The sequence below is a fragment of the Pseudomonas sp. Mb7 genome (genome assembly GCF_054790525.1).
In genome coordinates, this window is sequence record NZ_CP186501.1 from 4,391,084 (window position 1) to 4,405,584 (window position 14,501).

Annotated in this window: 10 protein-coding genes; 9 read left to right on the top strand and 1 reads right to left on the bottom strand. The window is 59.1% G+C overall.

Annotated elements, in window-relative coordinates:
* Positions 1–266 precede the first annotated feature (266 nt).
* Complete coding sequence (locus ACOYXH_RS19700; RefSeq protein ID WP_460409901.1) at positions 267–632, top strand: DUF6124 family protein; 366 nt, start codon at positions 267–269, stop codon at positions 630–632.
* A gap of 62 nt (positions 633–694) precedes the next feature.
* Here ACOYXH_RS19700 and ACOYXH_RS19705 read toward each other — a convergent pair whose 3' ends face one another.
* Positions 695–883 (bottom strand): hypothetical protein, encoded by a 189-nt coding sequence (locus ACOYXH_RS19705; protein WP_320413466.1) that lies wholly within the window; start codon positions 881–883, stop codon positions 695–697.
* A gap of 668 nt (positions 884–1,551) precedes the next feature.
* On the opposite strand from ACOYXH_RS19705, the gene ACOYXH_RS19710 reads away from it, so the two are divergent.
* The 8 genes from ACOYXH_RS19710 to cmoB all read left to right on the top strand — a co-directional run bounded on the left by ACOYXH_RS19710 (position 1,552) and on the right by cmoB (position 14,438).
* Positions 1,552–1,926: a DUF6124 family protein gene (locus ACOYXH_RS19710; protein WP_258708771.1), complete on the top strand. Its 375-nt coding sequence runs from the start codon at positions 1,552–1,554 to the stop codon at positions 1,924–1,926.
* A 243-nt stretch (positions 1,927–2,169) separates the two neighbouring features.
* The gene (locus ACOYXH_RS19715) at positions 2,170–2,622 is read left to right on the top strand and encodes a hypothetical protein (RefSeq protein ID WP_095048329.1); all 453 of its coding nucleotides are present in this window, start codon (positions 2,170–2,172) and stop codon (positions 2,620–2,622) included.
* Positions 2,623–2,828: 206 nt separating this feature from the next.
* A complete protein-coding gene (locus tag ACOYXH_RS19720; protein WP_460409902.1) occupies positions 2,829–8,555 on the top strand; it encodes a membrane-targeted effector domain-containing toxin in 5,727 nt (1,908 codons plus the stop codon).
* A gap of 276 nt (positions 8,556–8,831) precedes the next feature.
* A complete protein-coding gene (gene lon / locus ACOYXH_RS19725) occupies positions 8,832–11,249 on the top strand; it encodes an endopeptidase La (RefSeq protein WP_095125897.1) in 2,418 nt (805 codons plus the stop codon).
* A gap of 258 nt (positions 11,250–11,507) precedes the next feature.
* Positions 11,508–11,900, top strand: coding sequence for a protease inhibitor I42 family protein (locus ACOYXH_RS19730; RefSeq protein WP_093430626.1), 393 nt, complete (start codon positions 11,508–11,510; stop codon positions 11,898–11,900).
* Between the two features lie 2 nt (positions 11,901–11,902).
* Positions 11,903–12,541, top strand: a complete 639-nt coding sequence (locus ACOYXH_RS19735; RefSeq protein WP_176471311.1) for a lysoplasmalogenase — start codon at positions 11,903–11,905, stop codon at positions 12,539–12,541.
* 200 nt (positions 12,542–12,741) lie between these two features.
* On the top strand, positions 12,742–13,485 hold the full coding sequence (gene cmoA, locus ACOYXH_RS19740; RefSeq protein ID WP_007916813.1) for a carboxy-S-adenosyl-L-methionine synthase CmoA: 744 nt from the start codon (positions 12,742–12,744) through the stop codon (positions 13,483–13,485).
* Complete coding sequence (cmoB, locus tag ACOYXH_RS19745) at positions 13,482–14,438, top strand: tRNA 5-methoxyuridine(34)/uridine 5-oxyacetic acid(34) synthase CmoB (protein WP_258708773.1); 957 nt, start codon at positions 13,482–13,484, stop codon at positions 14,436–14,438. The genes cmoA and cmoB overlap by 4 nt, the downstream gene beginning before the upstream one ends.
* Positions 14,439–14,501 lie beyond the last annotated feature (63 nt).

The window sequence follows — 14,501 nt, forward strand, 5'->3', positions numbered from 1 at the left end:
TTGTGCCTCGGAAATCGGCTGGATAGGCTCGGGGGGGCGCGGCAAATTCAGCGAACGGGCGTCGCGGCCCGATAACTGATGCATAATCGCCAACCTGACGGCACCTCGGTGCTGTTTGTCTGTGTCATGGCGGCTGTGCGCGGGATACCTTCTTGGAGGTATGCCGATTTCTCAGTTATCGGTCCGCGAACCCGCGTACAGCTGCCACCTCAGATTGCGTCGCGGCAATCGAAGGCAGCTCCACTTTCACCAACTGAGTATTCACCATGAAAAAGCCAACACCCAATCCGCCCGAAACCGAAGACACCACCCCCTACGAATTCCCCGGCTCGAAGCGATTCCACGAAGCCGCCGAACGCGCCCTCGACCACGACCTCAAACCCAACGCCCTGACCCTGCGCTTCCACAAACCCAGCACCATGTTCCAGGTCGCCCCCGAACAGGACAGCGAAAGCCTGCTGGTCCACGCCTGCGAATCGCTGGCCCAGGCCAGCCTCATGACCAGCGACATCGCCGCCTACATCGACCTGCCGCAGCGGCGCACGATTCTGGCCATCCAGCAAATCATCATGCTCGCCGAACTGGCGGTGAACCGCGTGCTGGATAACCACGAAATCCCCGCAAATACCTGACAACTCACCTTGTGCGGGAGCTGCCGCAGCTCCTGCACAAGGTGAGCGTTAGCCCGGCCGATTCAAAAAGCTTTGCCTCCACTTTTCATCCGCTGCAATCGCTCAATGATCAGTTGCTCGGCGTGTTTGCGGGTCTCAAGCAACAAACTCTCCTCTGTTGCGCTATAGACCACCCGATATCGCAGACCTGGGGTGTCGGAGGAGTATTCGCGAATAGTGAAGCCTTGGTAATTCGTATCGGCATAACTCATGGTTGGATTCCTTGAAGTCCGTAAATTGGCATGTGCCGTTCTGCCCAAAGGCGCTTGGGTAATTTCGGGTCGACCGGGCAATGTGTCTACTGTCAGAAATTACAGGGGTTCAAGACCGGTTCGAAATAAACCGCAATGAATTTTGATCTATGAGTTAACCGTCAGATTGAAGATGACTCCCGAGAGGCATCGCCTTTTTTGTGCACGCCAATCCCCCATGTAGGAGCTGCCGAAGGCTGCGATCTTTTGACTTTGTTTTTAAAAGCCAGATCAAAAGATCGCAGCCTTCGGCAGCTCCTACAGGTTGAAATGTGTTGGCCTGTGGGAAATGTGCTCGTCCTACAGACGTTGAAAATTGCGCGGAGTTTTCCGACAAGTCGCGTCGGTTGTGCCTCGGAAATCGGCTGGATAGGCTCGTGGGGTCGCTGCAAATTCAGCGAACGGGCGTCGCGGCCCGAGCAGTTCATTCGATTTGATGCATAATCGCCAGCCCAAACTGAAGCACTCAGGTGCTTGTTGTCTGGTTTGATGGTGGCTGTGCGCGGGATACCTTCGGGTATGCCGAGATTGCCGAATGGCTCGGTCCGCGAACCCGCGTACAGCTGCCACCCTCCGTCGCGTCGCGGTGATTGAGAGTGACAGCCCCACTTATCATTCGGAGTTTCACCATGAAAAAGCCAACACCCAATCCGCCCGAAAACAACGACACCTCTCCCTACGAATCCCCCGATTCGAAGCGATTCCACGAAGCCGCCGAACGCGCCCTCGACCACTACCTCAAACCGAACGCGCTCACCCTGCGCTTCCACAAACCCAGCACCATGTTCCAGGTCGCCCCCGAACAGGACAGCGAAAGCCTGCTGGTCCACGCCTGCGAATCGCTGGCCCAGGCCAGCCTGATGACCAGCGACATCGCCGCCTACATCGACCTGCCGCAGCGGCGCACGATTCTGGCCATCCAGCAAATCATCATGCTCGCCGAACTGGCGGTGAACCGCGTGCTGGATAACCACGAAATCCCCCAATCCCCATCACACAGCTAACCCTCTGTGGGAGCGAGCCTGCTCGCGAAGGCGTCAGCGCATTCGGCAGTTGGACTGACTGACGCAGTGCTTTCGCGAGCAAGCCTGCCCCGCACTTGATCAACACTGTGCCTGCCATATAACTCCTATCAAGAAGGCTCATCGCGAACACGTATAAAAACCTGTCAGATATGACAGTTCACTGTCTTCACCCGCCCAATCAGACTTCCTTCTCCAACCAAAATCAGGCACAGGAAGCACCCCATGACCCATCCAAAGGCATCCCCAGCAGTTTGGGTAAACGGTATTCTCAACGTTAATGTAAAAGGCACCATTGGCGGTACGCCGGTTAATCTGACCAGCTTCACGACAACCAGCATTTCCACCTCTGTCAACCAGCTCGGCGGTTACAATTTTTCTTTCGAAGATAACCACGGTTCATCGAGCCTACGAGCCATCTCCATCTCGCTTCGCAAGCTGCTGGATCCTGCAATCGCTGGCTACCTTGAATATGTCGTGACCGAACGAGGTATTCAGCCTTATGACTATGAAGTGACATCCTCTTCCGACATTTCTGTAAGTCAACTCAATAGCGGCCTGTACTTATACTCCCTCGATAATTTGCAACTTTCCGGTAAGGCACGCCACGGTGATGAAACACGTGAACTCACCGGTAGCGGATACTTTTTTCTCCAAGAGCTGACTTCCCCTATCTAACAAACAGATCAGGATTTCACTCGTCGGGTTAAACGTGCGTCTGCCGCTCCATCACAGGTGCAGGGCAGACGCATGCCGACGTGAAATACCGAGTCGAACCCAAGCTCTACATCGACAGACCAATAACCCCCTATACATATATACCACCCGCCCCCCACTGCCCCTCGCCATGCTGGCCGCTCACCCTCAGCATGGAAAAAATGCCCATGAACCTCGCCGCAACCCCCACCGCCGAAGAGGTCAAAAACGATCTCAACGCGATCGCCCATCACCTGTTCAATACATCAACCCCACTGCTTCCCGAACAAAAACCGAGTACCGAACAGGCCTTTCTGAAACGCCTCGACGAACAACTGAAAACCTATCGCACCAGCTACCTGCAACGCAGCCGCGAGCTGTATCAGGCGCTGGAAAACAGCGATCTGCAAAGCGACGAAGGCAAACAACTGATCGCCACCCTGAAAATCAGGCTGGCCACCCAACTGATCAACATGGATCAGCGCGACCGGATCGACGATAAACCAGCGAAAACCTTCCTCAAATATGACGCAGGCTTCACCGCCATCGGCCACGAAGCCAGACAGGCCGTCACCGACCGCCTGCTGCACCCGCAAGCCGGCGAACTGCTGCAAAAACTCGATGCGGTGCCGATGCTGCGTCCGGCCATGTACGCGCTGCAGTTCAGCTATCAAGACACCACCGTTGAGCTGGCCGGCGCCTTTGTGGTCACGGAAAAAGACACTCGCCGCGTCAAGGACCTGCAGACCGACCAGAGCATGGGTTTCGCCCTGCTGTTTACCCCCGCAAGAGGCATCGAATTCTTCAACTCCCTTGCTGATCTCGACAGCCAACTGCGAACATCGCTGAACCACGCCAGCGGTAGCGAGGAGTTCATGTCCATGTTGCCGACGCGCTATCACGCCGTGGGCGCAGCAGGGATCTGGCCGCTGCTGCTCGCGCCAATCGACAGCAGACCGTTGTTCGAACACACCTACGACGCGCTGATCGAAAAACGCACGCAGGATATCGAGCGCGCCTTGAGCTTCGCCGAAAACCCTCAGCAAGACCCCAGGCAATTGCTCACCGCGCTGGACCGCGCCATTGCCGCTGCCCTGCCGGATCTCACGCCGCGTCTGGAATTACGCGCGCAAACCTTGTTCGAGCGCCACCTGCACTACAGCGCACCGGACTGGTTTCGAAGCGCCAGCACCGCGCAAAAAGACGCACTGGCGCAGCATCTGCGCAACTACCAGCAGGCGCGGCAAGACCTGCTCGACTTGATGGAGCCGGCTGGCAGTCTGACGGCACTGGCCCGCCAGCAATGGCTGGAGCGCCTGAGCGAAGACCTGGAAATCGACGACCTCGAGCCGGCAAAGTTAAGCCTTTCGACCGATCGCCGAGTGCCGGGCTACGGCGTTTATGTGCATCAATCGAGTCTGCTCGAGCTGTCCTTGCGCGGCCCGCACACCGGCGATGAATTACCGGGTTCGGAGTTTTTGAAGTACACCACCCTCACCTACGATGACGCGCCTTTGCCGCCAGCCTACGCTGACGTGACGCCGGCGTGGCTGATCAGGCAAGCCGTAGAGCTGCAACCTCGGATTGACTTCAATCACTTGCAAAATGAGCTGCAGGCCAGGCCCGCAATCAAACCTGCCATCGAGCAGATGCTCGATAAACGTATCGTCGCCCTCGCTCACACGGCGGTGCTGCAAGGGCACTTGCTCGACAATGACCTGCAACTGATCCAGCGCCTGCGTGACGGTAGCGATGCGCGCCTGCGCGCCGCCACCCTGTCGCTGCACGGCGCCCAGTTGCAAGATTTTTGGGTGCTGCGCCAGTACGATGACGGCGGCGCGCTCAAACGGCTGTTGCTGTGCACACCACAGGCGCCGCGAACGCAACAATTCCAGGCCTTCGACAGTGAGCGCGAATGCCAGACCCACCTGCTGGGCTGGGCCAAACACAGTGATGCCGCCGACAGCATGGCCGGCTACCTGATCAGCCGTGCGCCCATGCGCTTTCGCGCAAAGCTGCGCCACGTGTTGGCCGGGCTGAGTTTCAAACCTGAGGCGCTGGAGCATCAAAAGGTCACGTTCGCTCACACCGGCAGTCATCCCGATTGCCTGCGCGCGATGGCTGAACATGTGCTCGCCACACGGATCGACGACTATGACTTCAGTACACCGCTGTGGTATCGCTCCACCACGGCTGCCAACCGCCGAAAGCTGACGACCCTGAGTGAAGACGCCGAAGGCGCCTTGCGCGCGTTCAACAAGCATGCCTTGTCGGGCAGTCGCTTTCCGGCGTTTGATGACTACGTGCACGAGCAAGCCAAAATCAGCTTGAACCGCTTGCTCAAGCGCACCACCAACGATGTCGATCCGGATACCGTCTGGGCTTACTCGCCGACCGCCATCGTGCGCTCGTGGACGCCAAAACCTCTGAACTACACCACGCTGTATCGCGATGGCTACGCCGACGGCGTCGGTTTTCTCGATGAGAAATTTTCCCGCTCGGCGCGCTTCAGAGGCCCGCAGGGCATCGATATCAGCAGTCTGACCGCACAGAATGTCGCACGCTCGGTCACCGGTGTCTGGATCGGCCAACGCTACATCGACAAGGTCAAGGCTGAACTGCAAAGTTCGACGAGCGAAGGCTATGACTTCCGGCGCAACACGACCCTGGCCATTACCCAGCGCCAGATGAAAAACGCCGCGCTGGAATGCCAGCTGCAGGGCCATATCGCCAGCCATGATCTGCAATGGCTGGAGCAGAGTATCGACAGCATGGCTGAAACTTCCGGCTCCATGCGCACGACCTATCCGCTCCACCGTTTGATGATCGACGGCGAATGGGTGCTCGATGCGTGGCTGTTCAGCCATGGCGCCAACCCGGTTCTGCTCTACACCCCCGAGGCGCCCGACGGCGTCGCTTTCCGCGAAGCGCGGCTGTTCAATTACCTGCTTCAGCAGCAGTCCGGCATGCTCGAATACCTGACGTTGCGCGTCGACGTCAGCGCCCGGACCCGGGTTCGCACATACCTTGAAAACATCAAGAAAGGGCTGCCCAAAGACCTCAATAAAACCACACCCAGCCCTGCACGCTACGACTCGACCCGCGCGGTCGCGGCGGTCAGTGACCTGCGCACTGTCCTTTACGACATGAAGTTGCAACGTCGTATCGACGACGTTAACGCCACCACCACCAGCCGTGCCGAGATGATCGCCGGTCTGGTCTGGAACAGTATCGAATGGATCACCGCCATTGCCACGGCGCCGTTCCCGCTGCTGAGCCTGAGCACCGGCCTGCTCCTGGCGTTCAAGGACGCCATGCTCGTGCTGCACGCGTACCGTCAGGGTGACCACGGCGAAGCGTTCCAGCACCTGGTCGGTTATCTGTTCAACAGTGTCGGCGCGTTGCTGACCGACCTGCGTCCGGCGCTGCGTTCGCTCAAAACTGTGCGCCGGCCTTTGCGACAGAGCATCGCCAGCGCCCTCAACGAACAACGCGATGTCATGACCGTGATCGAACAAGTGGAACCTGGCCCCAAGCGGAATGAAATGAGTGCGGTGTTTTTCAGAGGCCAGGTGTACTACATCCGGGAAAATGCCGACTTACTCGGTCGTCATGTGCTCTATCTGAACAACCCGGAATTCGGCGCCCCCCTCTCGAGCGGCATTCTCGCCGTGCGCAATTCCGACGGGGTGATGGTGCGCGCCGGCGTGTCCGGCGGTGCGCCGAAGTACGAGGCCGTGCCAGAGCCAGACGGTCCGCACAAGATCTATGGCGTCGAGCCCAAATACCGCCAGCGCATCGAAACGGTGATGAATCCGCAAACCCGGGAAAACACCCTCCTTAGCAGTCAAGACTACATGGGCACCGATCCCCGCTTGATCCTTGTCGGGGTCGTGGAACGCCTCGCCTCGACACGCACCGCCTACCTGAAACAGGTCGAAAAGCTCAGCAAAGACGCCGCCGCGCATTTCGCTGACCTTACCGCGCTGCCAGCCCGCGCCCAAGTCCCGCCGATCGCCGACGACTTGTCATTTACACAGTTGATCGCCAGTGACGCGGTCAAAGGGAAGAATCTGGTGATCGGCGCCCAGCCCGGTTCGATCGCCAGCAAACAACTGCTGATCAATCATCTGGACACCCTCGTTGAAAGTGGCTTCAAGCGACTTTACGTGGAATACCTGGCAGCGGATGTCTTCAAGGCGAAGCTGGAAAAAATGAACAAGGGAAAATCCTGGAAACACATCGAAAAACATCTTGAAGCCGTCGACCGTGCGCTGGGCCATGAGCAGGACGCGCCATTTTCCTATCTGGCACTGGTGCGTACCGCTCGCGAAAAGGGCCTGAAAATCCATGCGCTGGATGCTTCGACCAGCTACAAACTGGAAGGCGCGCTGGTACTGGACGAGGTCTCGCCATTGACCCCTCGCAGCAACAGCCTGAGGAATTTCTATTCGCACAAGACGCTGGCCGCCGATATCGCCGACGCGCCTGATGAGCGCTGGGTGATCCTCACCGAACAATCACGCATGTCCACCTTCGACAACACCCCCGGCCTGGCCGACTTGCACGCGGCTGTCGCCGTGCGCGTGGAGGATGTCGCAGAGGGTCAGGCGGCACGTATCGGCCTCGATTCAGCCGGGGCAATCGCCGGGGATTCGGCCGCCAAGGGCGATTATCGTGTGCAATGGCCGACGGCGTACAAGGCGCCTCAGCCCGTCTCCAGGCCAGCAGCGATTACCCCCGTTGTCGAGCATTTCAGCGAGTACGATATCCCGCCCTCGATGCGCGACGATATTGCGCAAATGTTGCATCAACCCTACGCCATGGATTCACGCTACAGCCCGACCGTACCGAGTGAAAAAAAGGCGTTCGACGCGTTCATCGCCCACCGCAAACGTCTGGAGAAAAAGGCCAGGGACGCATTTACTTACTACACGCCCCCCGAAGCGGCCACGCTGCCGACGCTCACCTCAGACACCACGTTCGAGGCGTTTTTGCAGCTGCTGGCCGACGGCCGCTTGAACCTGCTGATCGGTGAGGCCCATAGCCACGTATCGAGCAAAGCGCTGCTGAAAAAGTACATGAAGGCGCTCAAGCAAGCCGGGTATGACACGCTCTACGTGGAACATCTGTTCACCGATTTGCACCAGGCCGATCTGGATACTTTTTTTCGGACACAGCGCATGCCGGACAGACTGAAGAATTACCTGCGCGTTCAGGACCGTGGCCAAATGCCGACCTATAACGGTAACGATACCTACACAGAGGTCCTCCAGGCGGCGGCCAAGTACAAAGTCCGTATCAGGGCCCTCGATTGCACGGCGTCTTACCACCTCAAGGGTGTGTTTAACGAAGATATCTCGCGAAACGAGATGTTCAGCTATTTCGCCACCCATGTGATCGATGCCGACCAACTGGCACATGGGCCGCACAAGTGGGTGGCCCTCATCGGCAATGCCCACACCAACTACAACCTGGGTGTGCCGGGTCTGGCGGATACGCTCTCGGCGGTCAGTCTCCACGTACGCGACACCGCTCCGGAACTGGCCAGAGATATCCATCGCGGGACCTGGAGAGCGGTGGCCAGCGAGCGCGGAACCAATAGCCGGGCCTTGCGCAGCGATTTCCTGTTGGAAGTGGCCGTCGCCGGAAAGAAAAAACCAGCCCTGACGCCGGCCGTCGAGCGCAGCAAACTGACCCGACCCGGGATGTTCATGATCGAAAATACGGATACGGGCGAGCTCCGTCTGGTGCATAAATCCAGGTCCGGCGACATCGTTGAGACACCGATTCAGGTCAATGACCACGGCTTGTTTTTCATTGATCGCTGGGAGAAAAAAGATGAGCGTTTCAAATACCTGGGGACCTTGATCGATATGCTGGTCAGTGATCTGAAATTGACCGAGGTGAAATAACCGTCAGGTCTGACCTGCGCATTGCCAACCACCACCGGGCTTGACGGCCCGGTGGTTTTTTATAGCCCGGATGCCACCGCTCTGCGCCTTACAGCAATAGCGCAGGCCAATGTCTCAGCGAGCGTGTTTCGGGTGGCGTTCAGATGGAAACAACGATCGCCAAGTGCAGAGAAACCCTGTCAAAACCCTGAACACACAAGCAGAAACATCGCCCCCCATTGAAACCACCCAAGGCCTGCCCCATCTAAGACCCATACTCCATTGCGCAGGTGCCCCATGAGCGACCAGCAAGAATTCCCGGAAAACCCCGACGACTACACCGAAGCCGAACACATCGAACACACGTCTTCCGGCAAAGGCCTTGCCCTGCCCGGCCAGAACCTGCCGGACAAGGTCTACATCATCCCGATCCACAATCGCCCGTTCTTCCCGGCGCAAGTCCTGCCAGTCATCGTCAACGAAGAGCCCTGGGCTGAAACCCTCGAACTGGTCAGCAAATCCGAACACCATTCCCTGGCCCTGTTCTTCATGGACACGCCCCAGGAAGACCCGCGCCACTTCGACACCGGCGCCCTGCCGCAATACGGCACGCTGGTCAAAGTCCACCACGCCAGCCGCGAGAACGGCAAACTGCAATTCGTCGCCCAAGGCCTGAGCCGCGTGCGCATCAAGACCTGGCTGAAACACCACCGCCCGCCGTATCTGGTGGAGGTTGAATACCCGCACCAGCCCACCGAGCCGACCGACGAGGTCAAGGCTTACGGCATGGCGCTGATCAACGCGATCAAAGAACTGCTGCCGCTCAACCCGCTGTACAGCGAAGAGCTGAAGAACTACCTCAACCGCTTCAGCCCCAACGACCCGTCGCCGCTGACCGACTTCGCCGCCGCGCTGACCTCGGCCACCGGCCCCGAACTGCAAGAAGTGCTCGACTGCGTGCCGATGCTCAAGCGCATGGAAAAAGTCCTGCCGATGCTGCGCAAGGAAGTCGAAGTCGCGCGCCTGCAAAAAGAGATTTCGGCGGAAGTTAACCGCAAGATCGGCGAGCATCAGCGCGAGTTCTTCCTCAAGGAACAACTCAAGGTCATTCAGCAGGAACTTGGCTTGACCAAGGACGACCGCAGCGCCGATCTTGAACAGTTCGAGCAACGCCTGGAAGGCAAAGTCCTGCCAGCGCAAGTGCAGAAGCGCCTCGAAGAGGAAATGAACAAGCTGTCGATCCTCGAGACCGGTTCGCCCGAGTACGCGGTCACCCGTAATTACCTCGACTGGGCGACGTCAGTGCCGTGGGGCGTCTACGGCGAGGACAAACTCGACCTCAAGCACGCGCGCAAAATCCTCGACAAACACCACGCTGGCCTCGACGACATCAAGGATCGCATCCTCGAGTTCCTCGCCGTGGGTGCTTATAAAGGCGAGATCAGCGGCTCCATCGTGCTGCTGGTCGGCCCGCCAGGCGTGGGTAAAACCAGCGTCGGCAAATCCATCGCTGAATCACTCGGCCGGCCGTTCTACCGCTTCAGCCTCGGCGGCATGCGCGACGAAGCCGAGATCAAGGGCCACCGCCGCACCTACATCGGCGCGCAGCCGGGCAAACTGGTGCAGGCGTTGAAAGACGTCGAGGTGATGAACCCGGTGATCATGCTCGATGAAATCGACAAGATGGGCCAGAGCTACCAGGGCGACCCGGCCTCGGCGCTGCTGGAAACCCTCGACCCGGAGCAGAACGTCGAATTCCTCGACCACTACCTCGACCTGCGCATGGACCTGTCGAAAGTCCTCTTCGTGTGCACCGCCAACACTCTGGATTCAATCCCCGGCCCATTGCTTGACCGCATGGAAGTGATTCGCCTGTCGGGCTACATCACTGAAGAAAAAGTCGCCATCGCCAAGCGTCACCTGTGGCCGAAACTGCTGGAAAAGGCCGGCGTGTCCAAGGGCAGCCTGAGCATCAGCGACTCCGCGCTCAAAGCCTTGATCGACGGTTACGCCCGTGAAGCCGGCGTGCGTCAGCTGGAAAAGCAAATGGGCAAACTGGTGCGCAAAGCGGTGATGAAGCTGATCGACGAGCCGAAAGCGGTGATCAAACTCGGGCCGAAAGACCTCGAAGCGTCACTCGGCCATCCCGTGTTTCGCAACGAACAAGTGCTGTCCGGTACTGGCGTGATTACCGGTCTGGCATGGACCAGCATGGGCGGCGCGACGTTGCCGATCGAAGCCACGCGGATTCATACGCTTAACCGTGGCTTCAAACTCACCGGGCAACTGGGTGATGTGATGAAGGAGTCGGCGGAGATCGCCTACAGCTACGTCAGCTCGCACCTGAAACAATTCGGCGGCGACGCGAAGTTCTTCGACGAAGCCTTCGTCCACCTGCACGTACCGGAAGGCGCGACACCCAAGGACGGTCCGAGCGCCGGCGTGACCATGGCCAGCGCCCTGCTCTCGCTCGCACGCAATCAGCCGCCGAAGAAAGGTGTAGCGATGACCGGCGAATTGACCCTGACTGGGCATGTACTTCCGATTGGCGGGGTGCGCGAGAAGGTGATTGCGGCGCGCCGGCAGAAGATTTTCGAGTTGATTCTGCCTGAGCCGAACCGGGGCAATTTTGAGGAATTGCCGGATTATCTGAAGGAAGGCATTACGGTGCATTTCGCGAAGAAGTTTGCCGATGTAGCGAAGGTATTGTTCTGACAGAAAACCCCTCACCCCAACCCTCTCCCGGAGGGAGAAGGAGCTAATTGCGGAATATTGCAGAGTTACACCGACCTGAAAGTACTTCGCTGAATCCATAATCGACTCGGTCTTTCAGGTCGATGTATTACACAAGACACCTCGGTCAGTCCCCTCTCCCTCTGGGAGAGGGTTAGGGTGAGGGCTTGGCGTTGTCACACTTTGTCTCATCTTCAGTTATGCTCGCCGTTCGTCGTAAACGCCGGAGCCTCTGACCTTATGTCCCCCACTCGCCTGTTTGTCCCCCTCGCCCTTTCGTTGCTGGCCGCCTGCGCCACACAACCGAAACACAACGTGACCGTGGAAAAACAAAGCGAATGCCCCGTACGGCTGACTAACGGGCAAAACCTCATCATCATGCTGCCAAGCAACCCGACCACCGGCTATCGCTGGGCCATTCAGGATTCGGCTGGCGGCGTATTGCGTGCACTCAGCCCCGAGGTCTACAGCAATCCGGAAGACGCCGGCGTCGTCGGCGCGGCGGGCGTATCGACCTGGCGCTTTCAAGCATTTGCCCCCGGCACCGGGCGTCTGCGCCTGACCTCGCAACAGCCATGGGCACCGGAAGTGCTGCCCGTGGAAACCTTTGACTGCGCCATTTCGGTGAACTGATCGTGGGCTGGCTGATTCTGGCGCTGATGGGCGCGGTGACGTTTCTCTACGGTGTCAGCACCCACGCGGCGTTACTGTGTCTGTTGGTCAAACCGTTGCCGGTGCTGGCGCTGCTCGGCTGGCTGCACGATGCGCCACCCAGCGACTATCGGCGCTGGATCAGTCTCGGCCTGATTTTCTCGTTGCTGGGTGATGTGTTGCTCGCTTGGCCGGGGGATTTGTTCGTGTTTGGCCTCGGTGCGTTTCTGGTCGCACACCTGGCTTATCTGAAGGCTTATCTGAGTGACTGCAAGCGTCTGGCGGTGTTGCCGCTGGTGCTTGCTCTCGGTGTTGGCGCGGTGTTGCTGGGGATGCTCATTTCCAGCGGACTCGGGCCGTTGCTAGTACCGGTGATTGTCTATGGCACGGCAATCAGCGCGATGCTCTGGCGCGCGCTTGCTCGTCTCGGCACCGATGTGCCGAAACGTTCGGCGTTGCTGGCGGCGGGCGGTGCAGTGGCGTTTGTGTTCTCTGACAGCGTGATTGGCATCGATCGCTTTGTATCGCCATTCCACGCCGCGCCGTACGTCATCATCCTCAGCTACTGGCTGGGCCAATGGGGCATCGCCGCCTCCGCTTTCTCCCAGACTAAACGAATCTGATCGTTCCCACGCTCCGCGTGGGAATGCATCCTGTGACGCTCTGCGTCATTTGCGCAGGGACGCGGAGCGTCCGGGGCGGCATTCCCACGCAGAGCGTGGGAACGATCACCGGCAAAAAAACGCTTTATCAGACAACCCAAGCATCCCCGCGCCCTTTTGGCTAAAATGCCGGCCTTTCCATTTACACCGCCGGAACCGCCGTGAGCAAAGAACCCGATCGTATTTTCGCCAAGCCTTTGGCCCAGGTGCCCGACTTCGCCTTCAATGAAGACGTGGTGCGGGTGTTCCCGGACATGATCAAGCGCTCGGTGCCGGGTTACCCGACCATCGTCGAAAACCTCGGCGTGCTCGCCGCGCAGTTCGCCCAGCCGAACAGCGTGCTCTACGACCTCGGCTCGTCCTTGGGCGCTGTCACTCAAGCCCTGCGTCGCCACGTGCGCACCGACGGTTGCCGGGTAATCGCTGTGGATAACTCGGCAGCGATGGTTGAGCGCTGCCGCGAATACCTCAACGGTCAGGACTCGATGTTCCAGGAGTTGCTGCCGGTCGAAGTGATCGAAGGCGACATTCTCGCCCTCGACTTCCAGCCCGCCTCGGTGGTGGCGCTGAACTTCACCCTGCAATTCATCGCCCCCGATCAGCGCACGGCGTTGCTCTCGCGCATTCGCCAATCGCTGCTGCCGGGCGGCGCGCTGATCCTCTCGGAGAAGCTGCGCTTCAACGATGCCGAAGAACACGCGCTGCTCACCGATCTGCATGTCGCCTTCAAACGCGCCAACGGCTACAGCGAACTGGAAATCGCCCAGAAGCGCAGCGCCATCGAAAACGTCATGAAGCCCGACAGCCTCGAAGAACACCGCGAACGCCTGCTGGCCGCCGGGTTCTCGAAAGTCGTGCCGTGGTTCCAGTGTCTTAACTTTGCCTCGTTGATTGCCTTGCCATGATTGATCTGTCTCCCCTCGCCCGCCGTCTGGCCGGCACACCGCTGGCCGAATGGGCCAACACTCTGCAAGCGCAACTCGACAAGAAAATGGAGAAAGGTCACGGCGACCTGGAGCGCTGGCAAAGTGCGCTGGATGCCCTGCCGAAAATCCAGCCGAGCGAAGTCGACCTGCTCAACGGTCTGAAACTCGACACCGATTGCGACGATGAAACCCGCGCGCAGATGCACACCGCGTTGATGGGCCTGTCGCCGTGGCGCAAAGGGCCGTTCGACTTGTTTGGTGTGCACGTCGACACCGAATGGCGTTCGGACTGGAAGTGGTCGCGTGTCTCTCCGCACCTCGACTTGAAGGGCAAACGCATCCTCGATGTCGGTTGCGGCAACGGTTATTACATGTGGCGCATGCTCGGTGCCGGCGCGAACAGTGTGATCGGTGTTGACCCGAACTGGCTGTTCTTCTGCCAGTTCCAGGCCGTGCAGCGTTATCTGTCAGAACCCAATGCCTGGCACCTGCCCTTTCCGTTCGAAGACCTGCCGCCAAACCTAGAAGGCTTCGACACGGTGTTTTCCATGGGCGTGTTCTACCACCGTCGCTCGCCGATCGAGCATTTGCTGGCGCTGAAGGATTGCCTGGTCAAGGGTGGCGAACTGGTGCTGGAAACGCTAGTGGTCGAAGGCGACAAGCATCAGGTGCTGGTGCCGGAAGACCGTTATGCGCAGATGCGTAATGTGTGGTTCCTGCCGTCGGTGCCGGCGCTGGAGTTGTGGCTGCGCCGTGCCGGGTTCACCGATATTCGCTGCGTGGACGTGAGCACAACCACGGTTGAAGAACAGCGCGGGACTGAGTGGATGAAGTATCAGTCGCTGAGCGACTTCCTTGATCCCGAAGACCACAGCAAAACCATCGAAGGCTTGCCGGCGCCGATGCGGGCGGTGATTGTCGCCAAGAAGTAACCCAATCGCCCAAACACCGCGGTGGGGCTACCCCTCACCCCAGCCCTCTCCCCAAGGAGAGGG

Coding starts and splice junctions, on each gene's coding strand:
- ACOYXH_RS19700 (WP_460409901.1), top strand. CDS start 267: ATGAAAAAGCCAACACCCAATCCGCCCGAAACCGAAGACACCACCCCC.
- ACOYXH_RS19705 (WP_320413466.1), bottom strand. CDS start 883: ATGAGTTATGCCGATACGAATTACCAAGGCTTCACTATTCGCGAATAC.
- ACOYXH_RS19710 (WP_258708771.1), top strand. CDS start 1,552: ATGAAAAAGCCAACACCCAATCCGCCCGAAAACAACGACACCTCTCCC.
- ACOYXH_RS19715 (WP_095048329.1), top strand. CDS start 2,170: ATGACCCATCCAAAGGCATCCCCAGCAGTTTGGGTAAACGGTATTCTC.
- ACOYXH_RS19720 (WP_460409902.1), top strand. CDS start 2,829: ATGAACCTCGCCGCAACCCCCACCGCCGAAGAGGTCAAAAACGATCTC.
- lon (WP_095125897.1), top strand. CDS start 8,832: ATGAGCGACCAGCAAGAATTCCCGGAAAACCCCGACGACTACACCGAA.
- ACOYXH_RS19730 (WP_093430626.1), top strand. CDS start 11,508: ATGTCCCCCACTCGCCTGTTTGTCCCCCTCGCCCTTTCGTTGCTGGCC.
- cmoB (WP_258708773.1), top strand. CDS start 13,482: ATGATTGATCTGTCTCCCCTCGCCCGCCGTCTGGCCGGCACACCGCTG.